19 protein-coding genes and 1 pseudogene are annotated in these 26,113 nt (G+C 62.2%); 15 read left to right on the top strand and 5 right to left on the bottom strand.

Annotated features, from left to right (window positions below; genetic code table 11):
• Positions 1-128 precede the first annotated feature (128 nt).
• The 10 genes from CUJ84_RS29735 (at position 129) to CUJ84_RS29690 (ending at position 14,769) form a co-directional block, all read left to right on the top strand.
• On the top strand, positions 129-1,472 hold the full coding sequence (locus CUJ84_RS29735; RefSeq protein ID WP_105009248.1) for an adenylate/guanylate cyclase domain-containing protein: 1,344 nt from the start codon (positions 129-131) through the stop codon (positions 1,470-1,472).
• Between the two features lie 155 nt (positions 1,473-1,627).
• A complete protein-coding gene (locus tag CUJ84_RS29730) occupies positions 1,628-3,517 on the top strand; it encodes an ABC transporter ATP-binding protein (RefSeq protein WP_105009247.1) in 1,890 nt (629 codons plus the stop codon).
• Entirely contained in the window at positions 3,517-5,424 is a 1,908-nt protein-coding gene (locus CUJ84_RS29725) for an ABC transporter substrate-binding protein (RefSeq protein ID WP_105009246.1), read from the top strand. Before CUJ84_RS29730 ends, CUJ84_RS29725 begins: the two co-directional genes overlap by 1 nt.
• A gap of 3 nt (positions 5,425-5,427) precedes the next feature.
• Positions 5,428-6,426 carry an ABC transporter permease gene (locus CUJ84_RS29720; protein ID WP_105009245.1) on the top strand — a complete coding sequence of 333 codons (999 nt, stop codon included), beginning with the start codon at positions 5,428-5,430 and terminating at the stop codon, positions 6,424-6,426.
• Positions 6,426-7,598, top strand: a complete 1,173-nt coding sequence (locus CUJ84_RS29715) for an ABC transporter permease (protein ID WP_199788867.1) — start codon at positions 6,426-6,428, stop codon at positions 7,596-7,598. The genes CUJ84_RS29720 and CUJ84_RS29715 overlap by 1 nt, the downstream gene beginning before the upstream one ends.
• Positions 7,599-7,694: 96 nt before the next feature.
• Positions 7,695-8,903, top strand: a complete 1,209-nt coding sequence (locus tag CUJ84_RS29710) for a glycosyltransferase family protein (RefSeq protein ID WP_105009243.1) — start codon at positions 7,695-7,697, stop codon at positions 8,901-8,903.
• Positions 8,904-8,912: 9 nt separating this feature from the next.
• A complete protein-coding gene (locus tag CUJ84_RS29705; protein ID WP_105009242.1) occupies positions 8,913-10,160 on the top strand; it encodes a glycosyltransferase in 1,248 nt (415 codons plus the stop codon).
• Positions 10,157-11,323, top strand: coding sequence for a glycosyltransferase family protein (locus CUJ84_RS29700; RefSeq protein WP_105009644.1), 1,167 nt, complete (start codon positions 10,157-10,159; stop codon positions 11,321-11,323). The genes CUJ84_RS29705 and CUJ84_RS29700 overlap by 4 nt, the downstream gene beginning before the upstream one ends.
• A 161-nt stretch (positions 11,324-11,484) precedes the next feature.
• Positions 11,485-14,199, top strand: a complete 2,715-nt coding sequence (locus tag CUJ84_RS29695) for an ABC transporter transmembrane domain-containing protein (RefSeq protein WP_105009241.1) — start codon at positions 11,485-11,487, stop codon at positions 14,197-14,199.
• Between the two features lie 102 nt (positions 14,200-14,301).
• Positions 14,302-14,769, top strand: a complete 468-nt coding sequence (locus CUJ84_RS29690; protein ID WP_027687699.1) for a cyclic nucleotide-binding domain-containing protein — start codon at positions 14,302-14,304, stop codon at positions 14,767-14,769.
• Between the two features lie 8 nt (positions 14,770-14,777).
• Here the strand turns inward: CUJ84_RS29690 and CUJ84_RS29685 are convergent, their stop codons facing one another.
• The 3 genes from CUJ84_RS29685 to CUJ84_RS29675 form a co-directional block, all read right to left on the bottom strand.
• Positions 14,778-15,068 carry a type II toxin-antitoxin system RelE/ParE family toxin gene (locus CUJ84_RS29685; RefSeq protein ID WP_105009240.1) on the bottom strand — a complete coding sequence of 97 codons (291 nt, stop codon included), beginning with the start codon at positions 15,066-15,068 and terminating at the stop codon, positions 14,778-14,780.
• Positions 15,065-15,526: a hypothetical protein gene (locus CUJ84_RS29680; RefSeq protein WP_105009239.1), complete on the bottom strand. Its 462-nt coding sequence runs from the start codon at positions 15,524-15,526 to the stop codon at positions 15,065-15,067. The genes CUJ84_RS29685 and CUJ84_RS29680 overlap by 4 nt, the downstream gene beginning before the upstream one ends.
• 134 nt (positions 15,527-15,660) lie before the next feature.
• Positions 15,661-16,992 (bottom strand): MFS transporter, encoded by a 1,332-nt coding sequence (locus CUJ84_RS29675; protein WP_105009238.1) that lies wholly within the window; start codon positions 16,990-16,992, stop codon positions 15,661-15,663.
• Positions 16,993-17,370: 378 nt separating this feature from the next.
• Between CUJ84_RS29675 and cyoA the strand changes: the two genes are divergently transcribed.
• The 5 genes and pseudogenes from cyoA to CUJ84_RS29650 all read left to right on the top strand — a co-directional run bounded on the left by cyoA (position 17,371) and on the right by CUJ84_RS29650 (position 22,439).
• Positions 17,371-18,546: a ubiquinol oxidase subunit II gene (cyoA, locus tag CUJ84_RS29670; protein ID WP_105009237.1), complete on the top strand. Its 1,176-nt coding sequence runs from the start codon at positions 17,371-17,373 to the stop codon at positions 18,544-18,546.
• A 42-nt stretch (positions 18,547-18,588) separates the two neighbouring features.
• Positions 18,589-20,592, top strand: a complete 2,004-nt coding sequence (gene cyoB, locus CUJ84_RS29665; RefSeq protein WP_105009236.1) for a cytochrome o ubiquinol oxidase subunit I — start codon at positions 18,589-18,591, stop codon at positions 20,590-20,592.
• A 2-nt stretch (positions 20,593-20,594) separates the two neighbouring features.
• Positions 20,595-21,215 carry a cytochrome o ubiquinol oxidase subunit III gene (gene cyoC, locus CUJ84_RS29660; protein WP_018246251.1) on the top strand — a complete coding sequence of 207 codons (621 nt, stop codon included), beginning with the start codon at positions 20,595-20,597 and terminating at the stop codon, positions 21,213-21,215.
• Positions 21,212-21,613 (top strand): cytochrome o ubiquinol oxidase subunit IV, encoded by a 402-nt coding sequence (cyoD, locus tag CUJ84_RS29655; RefSeq protein ID WP_105009235.1) that lies wholly within the window; start codon positions 21,212-21,214, stop codon positions 21,611-21,613. The genes cyoC and cyoD overlap by 4 nt, the downstream gene beginning before the upstream one ends.
• A pseudogene (locus CUJ84_RS29650) lies at positions 21,610-22,439 on the top strand (SURF1 family protein). The gene cyoD and the pseudogene CUJ84_RS29650 overlap by 4 nt, the downstream one beginning before the upstream one ends.
• Before the next feature lie 52 nt (positions 22,440-22,491).
• Here CUJ84_RS29650 and CUJ84_RS29645 read toward each other — a convergent pair.
• Both CUJ84_RS29645 and CUJ84_RS29640 read right to left on the bottom strand, forming a co-directional pair.
• A complete protein-coding gene (locus CUJ84_RS29645) occupies positions 22,492-24,420 on the bottom strand; it encodes a hybrid sensor histidine kinase/response regulator (RefSeq protein ID WP_105009234.1) in 1,929 nt (642 codons plus the stop codon).
• Positions 24,421-24,490: 70 nt separating this feature from the next.
• Positions 24,491-25,897 carry an FAD/NAD(P)-binding protein gene (locus tag CUJ84_RS29640; RefSeq protein ID WP_105009233.1) on the bottom strand — a complete coding sequence of 469 codons (1,407 nt, stop codon included), beginning with the start codon at positions 25,895-25,897 and terminating at the stop codon, positions 24,491-24,493.
• Between the last annotated feature and the right edge of the window lie 216 nt (positions 25,898-26,113).

Below are 26,113 nucleotides of genomic sequence, written 5' to 3'. Positions count from 1 at the left end.
CGGCAGATCGTTGACACAATAATACCGCTCGTACATCCTGATTTCCTTGGGACCTGCGCATGAAAATGTGCCGGCCGAGGGACTTTTGGCTCTTGGGGATGGCGTGCCTTATGAGGATCATACCGAGAATGAGCACGATCGAATCCAGCGTGTCCTCCATCCTGTTGGACCGGGTCGCTGAATGGCTGACTAACTCTTCGCTGGCCGGAGACGAGCTTGAAAACATCGTGCGCGGTTTCTGCGAAAGGCTCACTGCTGCGGGCCTGCCACTTGCGCGCGTGCATCTTTCTTTCTCGATGCTGCATCCGCTCTACGACGCGCTCAGCTTCACCTGGCGGCGCGCCAGCGGCGTCACCATCGAGGGCTTCCGCATGCCCGCCGGACAGAAGCCGGATCGCTTCCTCCAGAGCCCTTATTATTACCTGCTCGACAACAATCTGCAGCACATCCGCCGCCGGCTGATACAGGAAGGGCCGAACGAATTTCCGATCTTCGAGGACCTGCGCAAGGACAGCATCACCGATTACCTGGCCTTTGTGCAGCCCTTCGGCGACGGCTCCGTGCAGGGCATGATGGGCTCCTGGTCGACTGACCATAATACCGGCTTTTCCGACGACATGATCGATGCGCTGCTCAGGATGCAGAACCATCTGGCGGTCGCCGCCAAGATGGCGGTGCTCGGCAAGCTCGCCAACAACATGCTGACCACCTATCTCGGCGGCGACGCCGGCAAGCGGGTGCTGAACGGCCAGATCCGCCGCGGCGACGGTGAGACGATCCGCGCGGCGCTGGTCATGGGCGACATGCGTGAATCCACCATGTATGCCGAAAAGGAAGGCCGGCAGGCCTATATCGACACGCTGAACCAGTTCTTCGACGCGATCGCCGCCCCCTTCAACCGCAATGGCGGCGAGATCCTGAGTTTCCTCGGCGATGGCTTCCTCGCCGTCTATCCTTGCGGACGCCACAAGGACCCATCGAAAATTGCCTGCGAGGCGGCACTTTCGGCCGTGCATCAGGCGCAGGCGCGGGTCGCCGAGCTCAACAGGGACCGCGAGCAGAAGGGCCTGACCAGGGTCGGCTACGGCATCGGCCTGCATGTCGGCAACGTGATGTTCGGCAATGTCGGCCTCAAGGACCGCCTGACCTTCTCCGCCTTCGGCTCGGCGGTCAACGAGGTCCAACGTTTGCAGATCCTTACCAAGAAATACGGCCGCGAGGTCGTCGCCAGCCAGGCCTTCGCCGGTTACTGCGGCGGCGAATGGACGACGCTCGGCGAGGAGAAGCTGCGCGGCATCCGCCAGAAGGTGACGGTGCTGCAGCCGCGTGCGCCGGCGCCCGCAATCAACGTCGACGAGAGCTTCCGCGAGGCCGTGCAGAACGGACTTTCAGAAGCCGAGCAGGTCATTCTCCTGCATCGTGACGCAAAGAAACAGGTCAAGCACACCAGCATGGAGAAATTCATCCAGTAAGAGCTTAGAACCCCTGCCATAATCTGCGTGTCTCGCCCGGGGGAACTTCGGCGGGAGGCGGCGGTTTTTCTATGATTGTCATCAGCTAGACACCCCGTTTGCGGTACGATAGTGTGCCTTAACGGGAACATAGAAGACTGGGGAATTTCATTGGTATGGCGTCTGCGGCCGATCTGTTGCGTATTGAAAATCTCGACGTCTCCTTCTCGGTTTTCGGTGACCGGTTACGCGTCGTAAAAGAAGCCAATCTTCGCATCCTTCCGGGCAAAGTCACCGCTCTCGTCGGTGAATCCGGCTCCGGAAAATCGGTGATCAGCCAGTCGGTCATGGGCATCCTGCCCAATCCGGCCAAGGCGTCTGGCCGTATTCTCTTTACCGATCCGCTCGACGGCAGCACGACCGATATCCTGTCCTTTCCGCGCGACAGCGAGGAAATGCGCGACCTGCGCGGCCGGCGTATGGCGACGATCTTCCAGGAGCCGATGACCTCGCTTTCGCCGCTGCATACGATCGGCAATCAGATCAGCGAAGTGCTGCTGATCCATACCGAGGCCGACAAGCAGGAAGCCCGTGAAAGGACCGAGGAGATGCTCGGCCTGGTCGGCTTTTCCAATCCACATCGCACCTACGACATGTATCCGTTCGAACTGTCGGGCGGCATGCGCCAGCGCGCGATGATCGCCATGGCGCTGATCTGCAAGCCGGCGCTGTTGATCGCCGACGAGCCGACGACGGCGCTCGACGTGACGATCCAGGCGCAGATCCTCGAACTGCTGCGCGAGCTGCAGGCCAAGCTCGGCATGGCGATGCTGCTCATCACCCACGATCTCGGCATCGTCGCCAATATGGCCGACGAGGTGGTCGTCATCTATCACGGCGAGATCATGGAAGCAGGACCCGTCGAGGCGATCTTCCGCAATCCGCAGCATCCCTATCTCAAGGGCCTGATGGCCGCCGTTCCGCATTTCGACATGAAACCCGGCGAGCGGCTGAAAGCGCTGCGCGAGGTAACGGTCAATCTCGAGTCCCTCGTCGGCAAGAAGAAGCCGCTCCAGGCAGAGACGCCGGGCATCCTGCTTTCCGTCGCCAATCTCTCGAAGACCTACAAGACGCGCAAGCGCAGTTTCTTCGGCAAGCACGAAGCCACCGTCTTGCGCGCCGTCGACGACGTCAGCTTCGACATCCGCCGCGGCGAATGTCTTGGCCTGGTCGGGGAGTCCGGCTGCGGCAAGACGACGCTCAGCAAGATCCTGATGCGCGCCATCACGCCGGACAGCGGCGCGGTGGTGTTCAACGACGGCAAGGAGGTCGTCGACGTCCTCTCCGTCAAAGGCTCCGAACTGCAGGACATGCGGACCAAGATCCAGATGGTGTTCCAGGATCCGGTCTCCTCGCTCTCGCCGCGCATGACGGTGCGCAACATCCTGAGCGAACCTCTCGAGATCCATGACCGCGGCGACAGTGACGAGCGCAAGCGCAAGGTCGAAGGATTGATGGCGGCAATCGGCCTCGACAAGCGTTATCTCAGCCGTTACCCGCACAGTTTTTCGGGTGGCCAGCGCCAGCGCATCGGCATTGCGCGCGCTCTCGCGCTCGGCCCGAAGCTCGTCATCCTCGATGAGCCGGTTTCGGCCCTCGACGTCTCCGTGCAGGCGCAGATCCTCAACCTGTTGAAGGACCTGCAGAAGGAGCTGGGGCTTACCTATCTCTTCATTTCGCACAATCTCGCCGTCGTCGACTATATGGCCGACCGCATCGCGGTGATGTGCAAGGGCCGCATCGTCGAAATCGCGCCGCGCGAGATCATCCTGCGCGATCCGGTGCATCCCTATACGAAATCGCTGCTCGCCGCCGTCCCCTTCCCCGATCTCGACCGACCGCTCGATTTCAAGGCGCTCAGAGAAAACGGCGCCGCCGACAAGCAGAACTGGGGCGTGACCTTCACCGCCGAACATGACGACGCTTCCGAACTTGCCTATACCGACCTCGGCGACGGCCATCTGGTGCGCGCCCGCAAGGGCGCCGATGCCAAGGAGTTGCGTTGATGGTGACGCGTCGCGTATTCCTTGGCGGCCTCGTCGGTGCGGCGATCGCGCCCGCGGTGGTGAGGGCGCAACTCGCCGCCGAGCCGGAATTCCTGAAGGAACGGCTGACATCAGGCAGCCTGCCGCCGATGGCCGAGCGCATTCCTGTCCGCCCGCGCATCGTCAACCTGAAGGAGATGGGGCTGGAACCCGGTGCCTATGGCGGCACGGTGCGCACCATCATCGGTAGCCAGCGCGACATCCGCTTCATGACGATCTACGGCTATGCCCGCCTGGTCGGCTACAACAAGCATCTGCAGTTCCAGCCGGATATCCTGGCCGGTTTCCAGTCCGAGGACGACACGGTCTTCACCTTCACGCTGCGCGAGGGCCATAAATGGTCCGACGGCCAGCCGTTCACGGCCGACGATTTCCGCTACTGGTGGGAAGATGTCATCCTGAACGACAAGCTGACACCCGGCGGCGGCGCGCTCGAGCTTCGTCCGCACGGCAGCCTGCCGCGCTTCGAGATGCTCGATGCGCTGACCGTGCGCTACACCTGGGAAAAACCCAACCCGATGTTCCTGCCGACATTGGCAGGCCCCCAGCCGCTCGTCATCTTCGGCCCTGGTCATTATCTCAAGCAGTTCCACAAGAAATTCCAGCCGGACCAGGCGAAGATGGACGAGCTGATGAAGACCTACCGCGTCAAGAAATGGCAGGATCTGCACATCAAGATGGCGCGTTCCTATCGTCCGGAAAATCCGAACCTGCCGACGCTCGATCCCTGGCGCAATACGACGCCGCTGCCGTCCGAGCAGTTCGTCTTCGAGCGCAACCCGTTCTTCCACCGCATCGACGAGACCGGCAGGCAGCTTCCCTATCTCGACCGTTTCATCCTCAACGTCTCCTCCTCGTCGATCATCGCCGCCAAGGCGGGTGCAGGCGAAGCCGACCTGCAGGTCACCGGCATCGATTTCAACGACTACACCTTCCTGAAGGAGGCCGAGAAGCGCTTCCCGGTGAAGGTCAATCTCTGGAAGCTCGCGCGCGGCTCGCGCATCACGCTGCTGCCGAACCTCAACTGCGCCGACGAGGTGTGGCGCGGCCTCTTCCGCGACGTGCGCCTGCGCCGGGCGCTGTCGCTGGCGATCGACCGGCACGAGGTCAACATGGTGGCCTTCTACGGCCTTGGCACGCCAAGCGCCGATACGGTCCTGCCCGACAGCCCGCTCTTCAAGCAGGAATATGCCGACGCCTTCGTGAAGTTCGATCCCGCCGAGGCCAACCGCCTGCTCGACGAGCTCGGCTTGACCAAACGCGACGACGACGGCATCCGGCTGCTGCCCGACGGGCGGCGCGCCGAGATCACCGTCGAGACCGCCGGCGAGAGCAATCTCGACACCGACGTGCTGGAGCTGGTGCACGACCACTGGGCCAATATCGGCCTGGCGCTCTATACCCGTACCTCGCAGCGCGACGTCTTCCGCAACCGGGCCATGAGCGGTTCGATCATGATGTCGATCTGGTACGGCCTCGACAATGGCGTGCCGACGGCCGACATGTCGCCCGCAGGCCTTGCGCCGACACTCGACGATCAGCTGCAATGGCCGCTCTGGGGCATGCACTACCTCTCCGCCGGCCAGGAGGGCGTCGCACCCGACCTGCCGGAGGCCGCCGAACTGGTCGACCTGCTCAGCCAATGGGGCTCGACGGCCAAATTCGAGGAGCGCCAGGTGATCTGGCACAAGATGCTGTCGCTCTATACGCAGCAGGTGTTCTCGATCGGCCTCATCAACAGCACGCTGCAGCCGATCCTTCGCGCCGCCAAGCTGCAAAACCTGCCGGAGAAAGCGCTCTACGGCTTCGATCCCACCTCCTATCTCGGCGTCTATATGCCGGATGCATTCTGGTACAAGGAGGCCTGAGGCGTGTTCAGATACATTCTCTGGCGCATCGCCGCCATGGTGCCGACGCTCTTCGTCATTTCGGCGCTGGTCTTCACCATCATCGAGCTGCCGCCGGGCGACTTCTTCGAGAGCCAGATCGCCGAGCTGCGTGCCTCCGGCGAGACCGCCAACCTCCAGGAAATCGAGGAGATGCGCCTGCAATACGGCTTCGACAAGCCGGAGATCGTGCGCTATTTCTACTGGGTCGGCGGCATGCTGCACGGCGATTTCGGCTATTCCTTCGAATACCAGCTGCCGGTCTCCGACGTGGTCGGCGATCGTCTGTGGCTGACGATGCTCGTCTCCTTCACGACGATCCTGCTCACCTGGCTGATCGCTTTTCCGATCGGCATCTATTCGGCCACGCACCAGTACAGCTGGGGTGATTACGGGCTGACCTTCCTCGGCCTGATGGGCATCGCCATTCCGAACTTCATGCTGGCGCTGATCCTGATGTATTTCGCCAATATCTGGTTCGGCATCTCGATCGGCCATCTGATGGACCAGCAATATATCTCGGCGCCGATGAGCTGGGAGAAGGCACGATCGATCCTCTCTCACCTCTGGATCCCCGTCATCATCGTCGGCACGGCCGGCACGGCCGGCATGATCCGGCGGCTGCGCGCCAACCTGCTCGACGAGATGCAGAAGCAGTATGTCGTCACCGCCCGCGCCAAGGGCCTGCCGCCGCTCAAGGCGCTGATCAAATACCCGCTGCGCATGGCGCTCAACTTCTTCGTCGCCGATATCGGCTCGATCCTGCCGTCGATCATCTCGGGCGCCGAGATCGTCGCGATCGTGCTGTCGCTCGAGACGACGGGGCCGATGCTCATCAAGGCGCTGCAGAGCCAGGACATGTATCTTGCCGGCTCCTTCCTGATGTTCCTGGCCTTCCTCAACGTCATCGGCGTGCTGATCTCCGACATCGCGCTCGGCTTCCTCGATCCCCGCATCCGTCTGCAAGGCAGGAGCACCAAATAATGTCGCCCCTTCCCGCACCCGGCGCGCCGCTTCCACATTACGTCTCGACCGCGCCTTTCGATCCGCGTGCAACCGAAAGCATGACGTCGGCGCAATCGCGCATCCATCTCGCCTCGCAGAAGCAGCTGATGTGGTGGAAGTTCAAGCAGCACAAGCTGGCCTTGATCTCCGGCATCTTTCTCGCCGCCGTCTACCTGATGATCGTGATCGTCGAGTTCCTGGCGCCCTACGGGCTGCACACGCGCAATGTCGATTTCATCCACGCGCCGCCGCAGCGCGTCCACTTCTTCGACAAGGGCAGCTTCGTCGGTCCCTTCGTCTACGGCCGCAGCATGACGCTCGATATCGACACGCTGCACCGCGTCTATACCGACAAGACGAACGACGTGCAGCCGATCCGTTTCTTCTGCCGCGGTGATGCCTATAAATTCTGGGGCGTTGCCGCCTCGAACTATCATCTCGTCTGCCCGGCGATCGGCGGGCAGATGTTCCTGCTCGGCACCGACCGGCTCGGCCGTGACGTCCTTTCGCGCATCCTCTACGGCGCGCGGATATCGCTGACGATCGGTCTGATCGGCATTTCGATCAGCTTCGTGCTCGGCATCGTCATCGGCGGCCTTGCCGGTTATCGCGGCGGCATTTTCGATCTCATCGTCCAGCGCCTGATCGAAGTGCTGCAATCGCTGCCGAGCCTGCCGCTGTGGATGGCGCTGGCCGCCATCATGCCGGTGACGTGGAGCCCGATCGTCATCTATTTCGGCATCACCGTCATCCTCGGCATCATCGACTGGACGGGGCTCGCGCGTGCCGTGCGCTCCAAGCTCCTGGCGCTGCGCGAGGAGGATTATGTCCAGGCAGCACAGCTGATGGGTGCGAGCACGCCGCGCATCATCGGTCGGCATCTGGTGCCGGGCTTCATGTCGCATCTCATTGCTTCGGCGACGATTTCAATCCCCGGCATGATCCTTGGAGAGACTGCTCTCTCCTTCCTTGGCCTCGGCCTTCGTCCGCCGATCACCAGCTGGGGCATTCTGCTGACCGAGGCAAAAAGCGTCAGCGTCATCGCCTTCTATCCATGGCTGCTCTATCCGATCATTCCTGTTGTTCTTGTCATTTTGGCGTTCAACTTTCTGGGAGACGGCTTGCGTGATGCGGCAGATCCCTACAAATAGCAGGAAACGCGGCGGCGCATCACGGCACCGCCCCCACCTCTTGGCCTCCGGACGGTGGGGGTACTAAGTATGTTGCTCACCCCAGAAGGGATGCCCATGTCCAGACGTCTCGAAGATGCGCGCATCCTCATGTACAGCCACGACACCTTCGGACTCGGCCATCTGCGCCGCTGTCGCGCCATCGCCCATGCGCTGGTCGAGGATTATCGCGGCCTCAACATCCTGATCATTTCGGGCGCCACGATCGCCGGCGCCTTCGACTACCGCGCCCGCGTCGACTTCGTGAAGATCCCGAGCGTCATCAAGCTGCGCAACGGCGAATATACGTCGCTCGCCAGCCATATCGACCTGCACGAGACGCTAAAGATGCGCGAATCGAGCATCCGCCACACGGCCGAGACCTTCCAGCCTGATATCTTCATCGTCGACAAGGAACCGATGGGGCTGAAGGGCGAGGTCGAGGATACGCTGGCCTATCTCAAGGCCCGCGGCACCGTCCTGGTGCTCGGCCTGCGCGAGATCATGGATGCGCCGCATCTGCTCGAGGCCGAGTGGAAGAAGAACAGCATCATGCAGAAGATCGACCAGTATTACGACAGCGTCTGGGTCTATGGTCCGCCGGATTTCTACGATCCGCTGATCGGCCTCGACGTGCCGCCAAGCCTGCGCCGGAAGATGGATTTCGTCGGTTTCCTGCAGCGCAGCGTCTCCAGGGGCAAGACTTCGATCAACGCCCGCAAGGACAATTACATCCTCGTCACGACAGGCGGCGGCGGCGACGGCTCCGATCTCGTCCACGACGTCATGAACGCTTACGAGGCCGACCCGACGCTGACGCAGAAGGCGCTCGTCGTGCTCGGGCCCTATATGCCGGCCGCCGAGCGGGCCAAGCTGGTGCAGAAGGGGGAAGCGATCCCCTATATCGAGGTGATCGAGTTCGACAACCACATGGAAGAGCTGATCGACAGCGCCACCGGCGTCGTCGCCATGGGCGGATACAACACCTATTGCGAGATCCTCTCCTTCGACAAGCCGGCCCTCATCGTGCCGCGCGTCAAGCCACGCGAGGAACAGCTGCTGCGCGCCCAGCGGGCAAGCGAGCTCGGCCTCGTCGACATGCTGCTGCCGGAACAGTCGGTCGATCCGACCATCATGGCCGAAGCGCTGAAGCGTCTGCCCTCCCGCCAACCGCCGTCGAAGAGCGGCGGCAATATGCGTCTCGAAGGGCTGGACCATATCTCGCAGACCGTCGGCCGGTGGATCGACGGCCGCGGCAGTCACCTTTCCCTCGTCGGCGCGGAATAGAGCAAAGCCTTGCCGCCACGCCGCAAGATCCTCGTCGTGCTGAAAGGCTATCCCCGCCTTTCGGAAACGTTCATCGCCCAGGAACTGCTCGGCCTCGAAAAGGCCGGCTTCGACCTCACGCTGATTTCGATGCGCCGGCCGACCGACAAGAAGCGCCATCCCGTGCATGACGAGATCAGTGCGCGCGTCGTCTATCTGCCGGAATATCTGCACGAGGAGCCGATCCGCGTGCTGAAAGGCCTGGTCGCCGGTTTCTCCAAACCCGGCTTCAAGGCGCTGATGAAACGCTTCCTCGCCGACCTCAAGCGCGACCTCTCCCGCAACCGCTTCCGCCGCCTCGGCCAGGCGCTGGTGCTGGGACGCGAATGGCCGGACGAGGGCGAATGGCTGCATGCGCATTTCATCCACACGCCGGCCTCGGTGACGGAATATGCGAGCATCCTCACGGACACGCCCTGGACCTGTTCGGCGCATGCCAAGGACATATGGACATCGCCTGACTGGGAGCTGAACGAGAAACTCGGCAGCGCCCGCTGGACCGTCACCTGCACCAGGACGGGCTACGAACACATGCGGACGCTGACATCACGCAAGGAGGCCGTGCACTTGAGTTACCACGGTCTCGATCTCGCCCGTTTCGGCCATTTTGCCGGCGAGCGCTCGGACCGGACCGGCAGTGACCCCGACGACCCGGCCTTCATCCTCAGCGTCGGCCGCGCCGTCGAGAAGAAGGGCTACGACGTGCTGCTGCGGGCGCTGGCGCTGCTGCCTGCCGACCTTAACTGGCGGATGGAACATATCGGCGGCGGCGAGGAGCTTGCGAAACTGAAGGCGCTGGCCACTGAACTCGGCATCTCCCCCCGTATCGTCTGGAAGGGCGCCATGGCGCAGGAAGACGTGCTCGATCACTACCGCCGCGCCGACCTCTTCGCGCTTGCCTGCCGCATCGCCGCCAACGGCGACCGCGACGGCCTGCCGAACGTCCTGGTCGAGGCCTCCAGCCAGCGGCTCGTCTGCCTCTCGACCGAAGTATCCGGCGTGCCGGAGCTCCTGAAGAACGGTGAAAACGGCCTCGTCGTGCCGCCGGAGGACCCGGCGCTGCTGGCCAAAGCACTGGAGGCGGCAATCCGCGACCCGGGACTGCGCAAGCGCCTCGGCGATGCCGCCGAAAGCCAGGTGCGCGAACATTTTGACTATCACTCCAGCATCAGACAGCTCGCCGGCCTGTTCGAGGCCGAATGGCAGAAGGCGTCATGACGGCACCGCGTATCTTCTTCTATGTCCAGCACCTGCTCGGCATCGGCCATATAGCCCGCGCCAGCCGCATCGCCAATGCGCTGGTGACGGACGGTTTTGACGTGACTGTCGTGACCGGCGGCTTGCCGGTGCCGGGCTTTCCCGGCGAGGGCGTGAAGACCGTGGCCTTGCCGGCGGTCGTCGCCAGCAATGCCGGTTTCTCCGGCCTCGCCGATGCCGATGGCCGGCCAGCAGGCGAGGATTTCCTCAATGCCCGCCGCGCGCTGCTGCTCGATGCCTTCCATGCCGCAAGGCCCGATGTCGTCATCATCGAAGCCTTCCCCTTCGGCCGGCGACAGATGCGCTTCGAACTCCTGCCGCTGCTCGAGGCAATCGAAAGGGCCGAACCCCGGCCGAAACTCCTAAGCTCGGTGCGCGACGTCCTGCAGGAAAACCGCAAGGCCGGCCGCGACGCGGAGACCGTCACGCTGGTCAAGGACCATTTCGATGCCGTGCTCGTCCACGGCGATCCCGATTTCATCAGGCTCGAGGACACCTTCCCGCTGACACCCGAGATCGCCGACAGGCTGCGTTATACCGGCCTCGTCGCACCACCGCCGGCGCCGGAACCGACCGAGACATTCGATATCATCGCATCGGCGGGCGGCGGCGCGGTCGGTGCCGAGTTGATCGGCGCGGCCAAAGAGGCGGCAGCGATCCTGCCCGCCGATCTTCGCTGGCTGCTGATATCGGGCCCGAACCTGCCGGAGGCCGATTTCGCCGCGCTGTCAAAGGACGCGGCCCCGAATGTCACGCTGGTGCGCTTCCGCAAGGATTTTCCCTCACTGCTGCGCGGCGCGAAGGTGTCGATCTCGCAGGCAGGCTATAATACGGTCGGCGATCTCTTGCGCACCGAGTGCCGGGCGATCCTCATCCCCTTCGTCGCCGACGGCGAAACCGAGCAGACGGTGCGCGCCGAACGGCTGCAGGCGCTCGGGCTCGCCGACATCCTGCCGGAAAAAGGACTGACGTCGGGCCATGTGAAAGAGGCGGTCGAAAAGGCGCTCGCCGCGCCACGACGGGGGCCGGTCTTGCTCGATCTCGACGGGGCGGAGAAAACGGCCGGCATCATTCGCTCCATGATTGCCGAATCCCTCGCCCAATCCAAAATTCCTGTGATATAAGCAGAGTTCCGGCGAGAATCGGCATTTTTGCAGCCGGTCGCTTCGCCTTGTTTTCATTGCGATATCGGCGGTCCGGCTGCATGGTCCTGTTCTCAAAATTCCTTCCCGTCCCGGCGCCCGGATCGCGCTCCCGGAATTTCCCAGTAAGCTGACGGTTAGCCATGGAAAAAAGCCTCGCCCGCTACATCTGGAAGAACACGCGGCTGCAGCAGCTGTGGATTCTGGCTGTCGTCGCCGCCTCGATGGTGCCCTACTTCCTGTCTTTCGACCTGCCGAAACAGATCGTCAACGGACCGATCCAGGGTGACGGCTTCGAAGGTCCCGGCGCAACGCAGACCTTCATGCACATTGCCTACGACCTGCCGCTGATCGGCCACGTCGAATTCTTTCAAGGGTTGCAGCTCAACCGCTTCCAGATGCTCATGGCGCTCAGCCTGGTGTTTCTGGCGCTGGTGGTGCTGAACGGCCTCTTCAAGTTCTACATCAACACCTATAAGGGCCGGCTCGGCGAGCGCATGCTGCGCCGTATCCGCTTCGAACTGATCGACCGGGTGCTGCGTTTTCCGCCCATTCACTTCAAGCGGGTAAAATCGGCCGAAATCGCCACCATGATCAAGGACGAGGTGGAGCCGATGGGCGGCTTCACCGGCGACGCTTTCGTCTCCCCTGCCCTTCTCGGTGGCCAGGCGATCACGGCTCTCGCCTTCATCATCGTGCAGAATTTCTGGCTCGGCATGATCGCCGCCGGCATCGTCGGCGTGCAGGCGATCGTCATTCCCCGCATGCGCAAGCGCCTGCTGGATCTCGGCCGCCAGCGGCAGCTGACGGCGCGCGAGCTCTCCGGCCGCGTCGGCGAAATCGTCGACGGCATCGGCACGATCCACGGCAACGACACATCGAACCTCGAACGCGCCGACATCGCCTCGCGGCTCGGCCGGATCTTCTCGATCCGCTACGATCTTTACCAGTGGAAGTTCCTGGTGAAGTTCATCAACAATTTCCTGGCCCAGGTCACGCCGTTCCTGTTTTACGCGATCGGCGGCTACCTGGCGCTGCAGGGCCGGCTCGACATCGGCCAGCTCGTCGCCGTCATATCAGCCTACAAGGACCTGCCCGGTCCGCTGAAGGAACTGATCGACTGGGACCAGATGCGCCAGGACGTGCAGGTAAAGTACCAGCAGGTCTATGAGCAGTTCAATGTCGAGCCACTGATCGACAGCCGTATCCAGGAACTCGCGACCGCCCCGGTCGGGGCGCTGACGGGCGCGTTCGTCGTCACCAACCTGTCGCTATCCGACGACAGCGGCGCCCGCCTCGTCGACCACGTCTCCGTCGAGATCAAGCCGAACGAGACGGTGGCGATCGTCGGGCCGAACGGCAGCGGCGCGGAAGCCTTCGCCGAAGCGCTCGGCCGCATGGTCTGGCCGGACTCCGGCCGCATCACCATCGACGGCCGCGATCTCCTCGACATGCCGGAATCGATTACCGGCCGGCGGATCTCCTATGCCTCGTCCGACACTTTCTTCTTCCACGGCACGCTCGCCAGCAATCTGCTCTACGGCCTCAAGCACGCGCCGATGACCGATCCGGTTTACGACGAGCGGGAAGCGCTGGAGTATAAATGGCATTCCGCCGAGGCGGAGAAAGCCGGCAATCCGACGCTCGACCTCAACAGCGACTGGGTGGACTACAAGGCCGCTGGCGCCAGCGGGCCCGAGGACATTCTGACAGCGATCCGCCCGGTGCTCGACGCCGTCCTGATCTCGCAGGACATCCTCGATCTGGCGCTGCGCTCGACCGTCAACACTGACGTCCATGTGGCGCTCGGCGACCACGTCGTGGCGCTCCGCGCCTCGCTCAGGGACCGGCTGCGCGACGAAGGGCTCGACACCATCGTCGTGCCTTTCGATTTCGACGCCTATAACGCCCAGGCGACGGTCGGCGAGAACCTGCTCTTCGGCACGATGAAGCGGCCTTTGATGACCAACCGCAGGCTTGCCGCGCATCCCTATTTCCAGCAGCTCTTCCGTGAGACCGGCCTCAGCACCGATCTCTACGACATGGGCCTCGAGATCGCCGAGAACGCGGTGGAACTCTTCCACGACTTGCCGCCAGACCATCCTTTCTTCCAGCAGCTGACCTTCATGACGGCGGACGACATTCCGACCTATCAGGCGCTGCTGCAGAAGCTGCAAAGCCGCCGCTTCGAGGACGCGACACCCGAGGAGCGTTCGGCCATCATCCGGCTGAGCTTTGCCTATATCGAGCCGCGCCATCGCTTCGGTTTGCTGACGAACGAGCTCATGGACAAGATCGTCAACGCCCGCAAGCAGTTCCACGAGCATATTCCGGCCGATCTCGCCGAGCTGATCGAGCGCTACGACGCCGAGCGTTTCACCCCGTCGGCAAGCCTGATGGACAATGTGCTCTTCGGCCGTATCGCCTATCAGCAGGCCGACGCATCCGACCGCATCCGCGGCATCATGGGCGAACTCTTCGACGCGCTCGACCTTTATGACGACGTGCTGTCGATCGGCCTCGAATTCGACGTCGGCTCCGGCGGCAAGCGACTGACCATGGTGCAGCGGCAAAAGCTGAACCTGGCCCGCGCGCTGTTGAAGCGCTCGGACTATTTCATCTTCAACCGGCCGCTGTCGGCGCTCGACCAGCGCGTTCAGGATCAGATCACCCGCAACATCATCGAGAACCTGCACGAGGAAGGCCATCGGCCGGCGATCATCTGGGTTCTTTCCAATGCCCGGCTGGCAGAGATGTTCGACCGGATCCTGCTCTTCGACCGCGGTGGATTGGCGGAAGCCGGAAACTATCCGGAACTTTCCGAGAAAAACGGGATGTTCAAGGAACTGTTATCGTAATATTCTATAGGGGCGGCGATGGTGGGTGTTCCGTATGGGGAACGCCTCGGAGTTTGAAGATGCCTGGTCCTGCGGACCCTGCGTCAGGGGATTGAAACGCTCATGCTGTTGAGAGACGAAGTCGAAATGCTGCGAAGGGTGCCGATCTTTTCAAGGATCGCGCCAGCAAAGCTCAAGCTTTTGGCCTTTACCTCCGATCGCATGACCTACAAGGCCGGGCAGAACCTCTTCCATCAGGGCGATGTCGGTGATGCCGCCTATGTCATTCTCTCGGGTACCGCCGATATCGTCGTCTCCTCTCCGGCGGGCGAGATCAAGGTCGCCGACGTCGAACCCAATTCCATCGTCGGCGAAATCGCCATCCTCTGCGATGTCTCGCGCACGGCAACGGTGCGCGCCACCTCGCCGCTCGAAGTGCTGCGCATCAGCAAGGAGCACTTCCTGAAGCTGCTCAGCGATTTCCCCGAGATGGCCGTGGAAATCATGCGCGTGCTGGCCGACCGCCTCAACCACACCACCGCGGAACTGACCGCTGCCCGGGCGGCGAAACAGCCGCAGATGGCGCAGTAAAAACACATTCAGCGTTTCGGCGGCCATTGCTGCGCGCCATGAAGAAGGCGCAGTATTTCCACTCTTTGCGTTTTTGTGTCGATGCGATAGATCAGCAGAAATGCGGTGCGCGGAATGACCAATTCCCGTGTTCCGTTAAGACGGCCGCTGCGTCCTGCCTCGGGGTGGTCGGCGAGCATTTTGGCCTGATGTCGGATGACATCATCCAATGCGATTGCAGCCTTTGGGTTTTGAGCGAAGATGTGCCGGATCTGACCTTCCCGATCCAGAAGAGCCTGCCGCAGCCATCTGACGATCAAGCCTTATCTCCGGATTCCACCCGCGCGAGCAGTTCGGCCCGAAGCTTGTCCATTCGCTCTTCGGCATCCTGCGCACTGATCCAGACCGCGTTCGGATCATCGGCCTCCCGGATCGCTTCCTCGACCTGTTCGCGGAACCACTTGTCGTATTCCGCCGCCTCATGGGTACGACGCAGAGCTGCGGCCCGATCCGGCCGCGATGCTGACTCAGGAGCGTAATCGGCCGCATCAACATCGAACTGCGAGATGCCGACATCCTTGAGATAAGAAACCAAGGTATCCATGCGCTTGAACAGGCGCACCTGCCGGCTGCGTTGAGCGGCGAGCGGGCGCTCGGCCTTGCCGTAGCGGATGACGACGGACCAGCCGCCGGTTTTGCCGACGACGTGGGCGGCATCGACCGCTCCTGCTTCGACAAGGCGGGAAAGGGTCGAATGATCGATGGTTTCTGCAGTCATGGCATATCCTCGTTCAGGCCGACAAGGATATGCATTTAATTATAGATTGCAATGCATTCAATAATTAGAATTGCGCAGTCCGAAAGACAAAAGCCTGCATGGTTTCCCATGCAGGCCCGTGTGTTCAAGTCCGCCTATTCGCGCTGTTCCAGCGCCCTGCTGAAGGCGAGTGCGGCAAGCGTGCAGATCGCGCCGGAAAGCAGGTAATAGCCGACGAAGGGCAGGCCGAAGCGGCTGGAGAGGCCGAGCGCCACCAACGGCGCAAAACCTGCGCCAATCAGCCAGGCGAGGTCCGAGGTGAAGGCGGCACCCGTATAGCGATAGCCGCGGCCGAAGCGGGACGAGATCGAGCCCGTTGCCTGGCCGAAGGAAAGGCCGAGCACGCCGAAGCCGATGATGACGAAGGCGTCATGGCCGCTGTTGCCGGATGCGATCAGGATCGGTCCGACGAAGCTGAAGACGGCGATGAGAACGGCGCAGATGGCAAGCTGGGCGCGCCGGCCGATACGGTCGGCGATGAGGCCCGACGCGATGATGGCGAGGATGCCGACCATGGCGCCGACCACCTGCACCACCATGAAGGCGCCGATCGGCTGGTTGCCGTAAAGGCTCATCCAGCCGAGCGGGAAGATGGTGACGAGGTGGAACATCGCAAAGCTCGCCAGCGGCACGAAGGCGCCGATCAGGATGTCGCGGCCGTGGACGCGCAGCACGTCGAGGATGGGTGCGGCCTCCAGCTCATGCTGCTCCAGCAGCGTACCGAATTCCTTGGTCATGACCAGGCGCAGGCGCGCAAACAGCGCCACAACGTTGATGGCGAAGGCGACGAAGAAGGGATAACGCCAGCCCCAGGAGAGGAAATCCTCATTGGAAAGATTGGCGACGAAATAACCGAAGAGGGTACTGGCCAGCGCAAAACCGATCGGCGCCCCGAGCTGCGGGATCATCGCATACCAGCCGCGGTGTTTGGCCGGCGCGTTGAGCGCGAGCAGCGAGGCAAGGCCGTCCCAGGCGCCACCGAGTGCGAAGCCCTGGCCGAGGCGGAAGAGCGCCAGCAACGCGATCGACCAGACGCCGATCTCGTTGTAACCCGGCAGGAAGGCGATCGAGGCCGTGGAGCCGCCGAGCAGGAAAAGTGCGATTGTCAGCTTGGTGCCGCGGCCGTACAGCCGGTCGATCGTCATGAAGACGATGGAACCGACGGGACGGGCCAGGAAGGCCAGCGAGAAGATGGCGAAGGAATAGAGCGTTCCCGTCAGCCTGTCCGGCGCGAAGGGGAAGATCAGCTGTGGAAAGACCAGGACCGAGGCGAGGCCGTAAACGAAGAAATCGAAGAATTCCGACATGCGGCCGATCACCACGCCGATGGCGATGCTGCCCGGCGAAACCGGCTTGTCGTCGTGAATGCGCCGCGCGTCGCGTTCCAGCGACGACGACGACGGTCCGTAATGCGATGTTGTAGCCATAAAACGCCTCCCTCGTTGAAGCGCTTTCGGCAAGGCGCCTCAGCCTGATCTTGATCAAACCCGCAGGCTTATCAAGTCCGTAAGACGTAAATAGTTCATCATGGCGGCTCAAAATGAGGCGTGGACGGAAAAAATAGCGTGATCCGGGCGGCGATTTTCGGATGGGAACGCTGGCATGGCCGGTTCTTACGGATATATTGGTTGGAACATGCGCTCGCGAAAAATCCTTCTTGATTTCATCAGGATTTCAAAGCTGTAGTGCAACAAGATTTGTGCCGCAGTGCGGCATGATTGCTGCACTGCGACCAAACACCTCATGTCGCTATCAGGTCCAGTGCGTTAGTCGCGGAACAAACGAAACAACAAGAGCTTAGAGACGTGCCAAAACTCGTGAAGTTTTCCCGCCTTCTATCCGTCTTGCCGCTGCTTTTCCTGGCAGGATGCAACATGGTGGTCATGGCGCCCTCCGGCGACATCGCCGTGCAACAGCGCGATCTCATCGTCATCTCGACGGTACTGATGCTGTTGATCATCATACCGGTGATCTTCCTGACCCTGTTCTTCGCCTGGCGCTACCGCCGCTCCAATACGGCCGCAACTTACGCGCCGGAATGGCACCATTCGACCCGCCTCGAAATCGTGATCTGGGCAGCACCGCTGGCGATCATCATCGCACTCGGCGCCGTCACCTGGATTTCCACGCATAAGCTCGATCCCTACCGCCCGCTCGACCGCCTCGATGCGGAGCGCGCCATTCCGGCCGATACCAAGCCGTTGAACGTCGAGGTCGTGGCGCTCGATTGGAAGTGGCTGTTCTTCTATCCCGAACTCGGCATTGCCACAGTCAACGAACTCGCGGCCCCTGTGGACATGCCGATCAATTTCAAGATCACCGCCTCCTCGGTGATGAACTCTTTCTACATCCCTGCCCTCGCCGGCCAGATCTATGCCATGCCCGGCATGGAGACGAAGCTGCATGCCGTCATCAACAAAGAAGGCGAGTATGAGGGCTTCTCCGCCAATTACAGCGGCGCAGGCTTCTCGCACATGCGCTTCAAGTTCCACGGCCTCGACCAAGCGGGCTTTGACGCCTGGGTGGCGCAGGTCAAGCAGCAGGGCACGATGCTCAACCGCGAGGCCTATCTGAAGCTCGAGAAGCCGAGCGAGAAGGAACCGGTGCGTTATTATGCCGGCGCCGACGCCGACCTTTACAACGCCATCCTCAACATGTGCGCCACACCAGGCAAGATGTGCATGAACGAGATGATGCACATCGACATGATGGGCGGCGGCGGCAAGGAAAGTGCGGAGAACCGCGAGAAGCTGCAATATGACACCCGTCATGCCGACGAAGGCATCGTGGCGCCCGCCGCCACCGTGCCGGCGACAGGGGCTCCGGCCCGAAGCGAGCCCGCCGAGCGTACCGACGGCAACAGCATGCAGCACGACATGCCTAGCACGCCCGGAATGGACATGCAGCATGAGGGTCATTCCATGCCCGGCATGAGCAATGGCGCCGATCCGGCGCCGGCGCAGCTCAACAACAACAATTAACCTGGCGCTTTGCGTCGCAAGACATAATGAACGGGTTGTTCCATGTTTTCCAATCCTGACCTCCTGAAGTTCGTCTTCGGCCGGTTGACCCTCGATGCCATCCCCTATCACGAGCCGATCCTGGTCGTGACCTTCATCGGCGTCGTCATCGGCGCCCTCGCGGTGCTCGGAATCATCACCTATTTCAAGTTCTGGGGTCCGCTCTGGCACGACTGGATCTGCAGCGTCGATCACAAGAAGATCGGCATCATGTATGTGATCCTCGCCGTCATCATGCTGTTGCGCGGCTTCTCCGACGCGATCCTGATGCGCATCCAGCAGGCGATCGCCTTCAACGGTTCGGAGGGCTATCTGCCGCCGCACCATTACGACCAGGTCTTCACCGCCCACGGCGTCATCATGATCTTCTTCGTGGCGATGCCCTTCGTCACCGGTCTGATGAACTTCGTGGTGCCGCTGCAGATCGGCGCGCGCGACGTCTCCTTCCCCTTCCTCAACAACTTCTCTTTCTGGATGACCACCGCCGGCGCGATCATCATCATGCTGTCGCTGTTCATCGGCGAATTCGCCCAGACCGGCTGGCTCGCCTACCCGCCGCTGTCGGGCGCTGCCTACAGTCCGGGCGTCGGCGTCGACTATTATATCTGGGGCCTGCAGGTGGCCGGCGTCGGAACGACGCTTTCGGGCATCAACCTGATCGCCACCATCGTCAAGATGCGTGCGCCGGGCATGACCTTCATGAAGATGCCGGTCTTCACCTGGACGGCACTCTGCACCAACGTGCTGATCGTCGCTTCCTTCCCGATCCTGACGGCAACGCTCGCGCTGCTGTCGCTCGACCGCTATGCAGGCACGAACTTCTTTACCAACGACCTCGGCGGCAATCCGATGATGTACATCAACCTCATCTGGATCTGGGGTCATCCGGAGGTCTACATCCTCGTGCTGCCGGCCTTCGGCATCTTCTCGGAAGTCGTCGCCACCTTCTCCGGCAAACGCCTGTTCGGCTACGCCTCGATGGTCTACGCGACCTGCGTGATCATGATCCTGTCCTACATCGTCTGGCTGCACCACTTCTTCACCATGGGCTCGGGCGCCAGCGTCAACTCCTTCTTCGGCATCACCACGATGATCATCTCCATCCCGACCGGGGCGAAGATGTTCAACTGGCTCTTCACCATGTATCGCGGCCGCATCCGCTATGAGGTGCCGATGCTGTGGACGGTCGGCTTCATGGTGACCTTCGTCATCGGCGGCATGACCGGCGTCATGCTTGCCGTGCCGCCGGCCGACTTCGTGCTGCACAATTCGCTGTTCCTCATCGCCCACTTCCACAACGTCATCATCGGCGGCGTTCTCTTCGGCATGTTCGCCGGCGTGAACTACTGGTTCCCGAAGGCCTTCGGCTTCAAGCTCGATCCCTTCTGGGGCAAGATGAGCTTCTGGTTCTGGCAGATCGGCTTCTGGTTCGCCTTCATGCCGCTCTATGTGCTGGGCCTGATGGGCGTCACCCGCCGCATGAGCCAGTTCGAAGACCCGTCGATACAGATCTGGTTCATCATCGCCGCTTTCGGCGTCGGCCTGATTGCGCTTGGCATTGCCGCCTTCCTGATCCAGATCGTCGTCAGTTTCATGAAACGCGAGGAATTGCGCGACGACAGCGGCGATCCCTGGGATGGCCGCACGCTGGAATGGTCGACCTCTTCGCCGCCGCCGGAATACAACTTCGCCTTGACGCCCGTCGTGCACGATCATGACGGCTGGTACGACATGAAGAACCGCGGTTATGCGCGTCCGCTGGAAGGCTTCCGGCCGATCCACATGCCGAAGAACACCGGCACCGGCGCGATCCTGTCGGGCATCAGTGTCGCACTCGCCTTCGGCCTGATCTGGTACATGTGGTGGCTGGTCGTCGTCTCCTTCGTCGCCATGCTCGTCGTCGCGATCGGCCATACCTTCAACTACAGACGCGACTTCTACATCCCCGCCGAAGAGGTAACCGAAACGGAAGGCAAGCGAACCGCGCTGCTTGCCGAGCAGGTGTGACCATGAGCGATCAGACTATCGACACGGCCGAAAAGCCTGAATTCTACCTGACGGAAGACCATCATCCGGAGAACAGCACCAATCTCGGCTTCTGGCTCTACCTGATGAGCGACTGCCTGATCTTCGCGGTGCTGTTTGCAACACACGGGGTGCTCGGCCGTAACTACGCCGCCGGCCCGTCGCCGGCCGATCTCTTCGATCTGCCGATCGTTGCCCTCAACACCTCGATGCTGCTCTTCTCCTCGATCACCTACGGCTTCGCGATGCTGCAGATGGAGCGCAATGCAAAGGCGGAAACGCTGTTCTGGCTTGCTGTGACCGGCCTGTTCGGCGCAGCTTTCATCGGGCTCGAGCTCTACGAGTTCATCCACCTGATCCATGAAGGCGCCGGGCCAACGCGCAGCGCCTTCCTCTCCTCCTTCTTCACCCTGGTCGGCACGCACGGCCTGCACGTGACCTTCGGCATTATCTGGCTGATCACGCTGATGGTGCAGGTGTCGATGCACGGGTTGATCGAGGCCAACCGCCGCCGCCTGATGTGCCTTTCGATGTTCTGGCACTTCCTCGACGTCGTCTGGATCGGCGTCTTTTCTTTCGTCTACCTGTTGGGAGTTCTCGGATGAGTTCGCAAGCACCTGCACATGAGGATGCCCACGAGGCTCATCACGGCCACAGCCACGGCCATCAGGCCGGCCACGGCACGTTCCGCAGCTATATGACGGGCTTCGTGCTTTCCATCATTCTGACCGCCATTCCCTTCTGGCTGGTCATGTCAGGCGTGTTCGACAGCCCGGCGGTGACGGCGGTGCTGGTGATGGGCCTCGGCGCGATCCAGATCGTCGTCCATATGGTCTTCTTCCTGCACATGAATACCAGGAGCGAGGGCGGCTGGACGATCATGGCGCTGATCTTCACGCTCATCATCGTCGCCATCGCACTCTCCGGCTCGCTCTGGGTCATGCATCATCTCAATACCAACATGATGCCGATGAGCCCCGAGATGATGAAGAACATGCCGTGACTATGACGAAGGGGCGGCGGCAGCGCCGCCCGCAGCGGTTCCGCTCATGAGCGAGGCTCCCTCGGAACAATCGGAAAGACGGCGTTATCGGGTAAAACGCACGACCTTCGCCGTCTGCCTGGTCCTGCTTGCCGCAGCACTCGCGGCACTCGGCACCTGGCAGGTTGAGCGCCTGGCCTGGAAGCGCGACCTCATTGCCCGCGTCGAGCAGCGTGTGCATGCGGCACCCGTGCCGGCCCCGGCACGCGCCGACTGGGACAAGGTCAATGCTGCCGATGACGAATATCGGCAGGTGACCGTGGCCGGGACGCTGGCGAACGACGAGGAAACGCTGGTCTATGCCTCGACCGCGCTCGGTCCGGGTTATTGGGTCATGACGCCGCTGACGCTTGCCGACGGTACATCAATCCTCATCAATCGCGGCTTCGTGCCGACCGAGAGGCGCGACCCGGCCTCGCGCCGCGAGGGGCAACTGTCAGGCCCGGTCGAGATCACCGGGCTGATGCGGATGACGGAGCCGAAGGGATCGCTGCTGCAATCGAATGACGTCACCGCCGACCGGTGGTATTCGCGCGATGTCGCAGCGATCGCTGAAAAGCGCGGCGTCGGTGCGGTTGCGCCCTATTTCATCGACGCCGATGCCGCTGCCAATCCAGGCGGCCTGCCAGTCGGCGGCCTGACGGTCATCGATTTCCCCAACAACCATCTCGTCTATGCGATCACCTGGTACGGGCTGGCAGTGATGGTGCTGGCGTTGCTGGTGTTCATTCTTCGCGGTGAGAGAGGTGGCCGAGGTCAGCCAGGCCATTTACCTGGATCCGGATGATGTCGGCCGAAAACCGCTCACACTTGTCGGCATCAGCTCTCATCGAGCACGGTTATGCGGCAATCCGGCTGATCGCCTCGGCGAGCTGTGCCTGCGAGAAGGGCTTGCCGAGGCGAGGCAGGTCGACGATGCCGGCCCCTTCGGGGATCTCGGCGTAACCGGTTGCGAGGATGATCGGCATATCAGGCCATTCGTTGCGAATCGCCTGGGCGAGCTGCGCGCCGGTCATGCGCGGCATGGCATGGTCGCAAATCACCAGGTCGATCTGCTGCTTGCGCAGGATGTCGAGTGCCTCGGAGCCCGCCATCGCCTCGAACACGGTATGGCCGAGATCCTCCAGCATCAGCGTTGTATTCATCAGGACCAGACCATCGTCATCGACGGCGATGATACGCAGGCGGCGCGGCGCATTGTCCTCGCGTTGCGGCAGATCTACAGCGGCCTCGGTCACCTGCTCGGCAACGGCGACCGGGAACCACAATTCAGCCGTCGTGCCTTCGCCGAGGCTGCTCTTCAGTATGAGCCGCCCGCCGGACTGGGACGCAAGGCCCTGCACCATGGAAAGGCCGAGACCGGTGCCCTTGCCGACACCCTTGGTGGTGAAGAACGGCGTAATTGCCTGCTCCACCGTCTTTGCATCCATGCCTTCGCCTTCATCGATCACCGCGATACGAACATAGCGGCCGGGCGGCAGCGGACCCTTGCCTGAAGGCATCGATTCCTCGGAAGCGCGAAGCAGGATCCGGCCGCCGGATGGCATGGCATCGCGGGCGTTGACGACGAGGTTCAGGATCGCCATCTCCAGCTGGTTCGGATCGGTCAGGATCGTTGGCAGCCTGACGGGGAAAGAGGTCTCGATCACCGTGAGAGGGCCGAGCGAACGGCTGAGCATATCCATCATGCCGCGGACCAGGCCGGAGACGTCGATCGGCTCTATGTGCAGTTCCTGCCGGCGGGAAAAGGCCAGCATGCGCTGCGTCAGCGCCGCGCCGCGCTGGGCGCCCTGCATGGCATTGTCAACAAGCGATGTCAGCGAGAGATCCTGCGGCATGCGTTTCTTCAGGATTTCGAGACTGCCGAGGACAGCCATCAAGAGATTGTTGAAATCATGGGCGATACCGCCGGTCAGTTGACCGATTGCCTCCATCTTCTGCGACTGGAAGAGCTCTTCGCGCGCCTGCTCCAATGCCCGCTGTGTCTCCATCTTCTCGGTGATATCCCGGGTGATCTTCGCGAAACCGAGCACATCGCCTTCGTCGTCCCGGATGACGTCGATGACGACGCTGGCCCAAAAACGGGTGCCGTCCTTGCGGACGCGCCAGCCTTCCCTTTCGAACCGGCCCTCGGCGCGCGCGATGCCGAGCGCGGTTTCCGGCACGCCGGCGGCGCGGTCCTCAGAGGTATAGAAGGTCGAGAAATGCCGGCCGATGATTTCTTGCGGTCGATAGCCCTTGATCCGCTCGGCGCCGAAATTCCAACTGCTGACATTGCCGTCGGGATCGAGCATGTAGATCGCATAGTCCGAGACGCCCTGGACCAGCCGCCGGAACTGTTCCTCGCTCTGGCGGATCGCCTGTTCAGCTGCTCTGCGTTCGGTCAGGTCGCGGGTGATCTTGGCATAGCCGATGAGCTCGCCGGAGGGACGACGAATCGGATCGATGATCACATGGGCCCAGAAGCGGCTTCCATCCTTGCGCTGCCGCCAGCCCTCTCCCTCGAATCGGCCCTGCTCCGCCGCCGTGGCGAGCGCACGCGCCGGTAGTCCCGCGGCGCGGTCCTCTTCCAGATAGAAACGAGAAAAATGCTCGCCGAGAATTTCGGAGGGCTTGTAACCTTTGAAGCGCTGGGCGCCGGTATTCCAGCTGGTGATGATGCCTTCAGGGCTCAGCATATAGATGGCGTAGTCGGTGATGGCATCGACCAGAAGGCGAAAGCGTCCCTCTTCGTTTAGAGAGGTATCATGTCGATTCAGTACTTCCATCGGCCCCTCGGAGTCACCAGCGCTTTATAACGTCGCGGCAGGCGGATGGTTCCGATTCAGCCTCAAATTTTCAGACGGCCTTGACCTGCGGGTAGAACCTCTCGCCGACACGCTCGGCAGCGGCATAGGCCTGCGAGACGATTTCCGGCACAAGATCGATATCGGGCAAGCTGCCGAGGCCCAGCGGGCCGACAGCAAAGAGCCCGGCGACGGTCGAACCATCCTCCAGGAAGGGCTCGCCGCGCGCATTGACCGCGAGCCCCAGCGAGAGCTCGTCCGGCATGGCGAGGCCGGCGGAAAGCAGGCTCTGCATCAAGGGCGCTGACAGATCTGGCGCCTGACAGCGGCAATCGATGATGCGCTCAGCATGGATGACCTCCTCGGCAGCGGAACCGGCCGGCGTGAAGAACAGGCCGCTCAGACCCCGGCGGCCGGCGCGACCACGGCGCAGCACCGTGCGGCCTTCGGCAAGCTCGCGTTTCAGCCGCAGGTGCATGGCCTCCGGCAGGCGGTTGCGATGGCTGTCGTAGATTGCCCTGAGGTGGCGGTTGAACTGATGCTTGTCGCGGGCCGGCAGCGAACGCCAAAGCGAGCGGGCATGTTTCCGCAGGCCGTTCATCACCGATTGCCAGCTTCGCCCCGCTTCCTCCGCCTCGCGACAGGCTTGACGGATGAAGTGCACGATCTCCGGCAGGCTCTGCGGCAGCGCTTCGGCCGGGAAGACCGGATCGGCGGAATTCGGCGTATGGCTCTGCGGCAGGAAACCGCGCCGGGAAATGATCGTCACCTGGCCGGCATAGCCCGAATCGCGCAGCTGCAGCAGCTGGTCGACGACGCGGATGCCGCTGCCAAGCAGTACCGCATGCGGCCGCGCAACGAGGCGCTGGGCCCTGACCGGCGAAGCCTCCTGCTCACCGGCATCCGGCGCAGACAGGCCGTAACCGGTGGCGAGGATCACGGTATCGAACAGCGGATTGGCGGGATTGGCGCTTTCGAGCAGGAAGCGGTTGCCGTGGCTCCTGCGGATCGCTACGACCGGATCGTTGCAGACCTGGACGGTGATGTCCCTGCGCGCGGCCAGCGCTTCCGAAAAGCGCTGGTAGACATAATCGCTGAAGATTTCCTTCGGCACGAAGATCTGCCGGAATCCGGGGATGGCGGCCGGTACGGCGGCGCGGAAGGCGGCATTGCTGCAGAGCCAGTCGTTGAAATCGTCATTGTCGCCGACCGAAACCGAGAGATCTCGCACACGGGTGTTGAGGATCGTCGAGGAGCGGGCCGAGGCCAGCGCCTGCCCACCGCTGACCGACGAATTCGGATCGAACAGCTGCAAGTGGAAGGGCGCGCGCACCGTCTTCATCAGCGCGATGGCCGTCATCATGCCGGAAAAGCCGCGCCCGACGATCGCAATCCGCGGTACGGCTGATATCTGTGCCGCCGCATTGGCTCTCGCCGAAAAAAGTCCCTGAACCGTCATCGCAACTCCTTTGCGGCTTCATCCGCACCGTGGGTCGATCGAGGTCTCAACGCATAAAACAGCGGTTCACGCGTTGATGAGGTTCATGCGGCCATTCACAACACCTGCCGCGGCATCAGGGTCCGAACCAGCGGCCCCGCAAGAGAACTAGGGGAGCAATCACGCTCGTCCATAGTCTATCAAACTAGTAGTGTATGAAAGCGCTAAATGACCCAG

The organism is Rhizobium leguminosarum (assembly GCF_002953715.1).
Classification (GTDB): domain Bacteria; phylum Pseudomonadota; class Alphaproteobacteria; order Rhizobiales; family Rhizobiaceae; genus Rhizobium; species Rhizobium leguminosarum_V.
The sequence above is the reverse complement of the archived record's forward strand: the minus strand, read 5'-3'. Positions and strand labels throughout refer to the sequence as shown.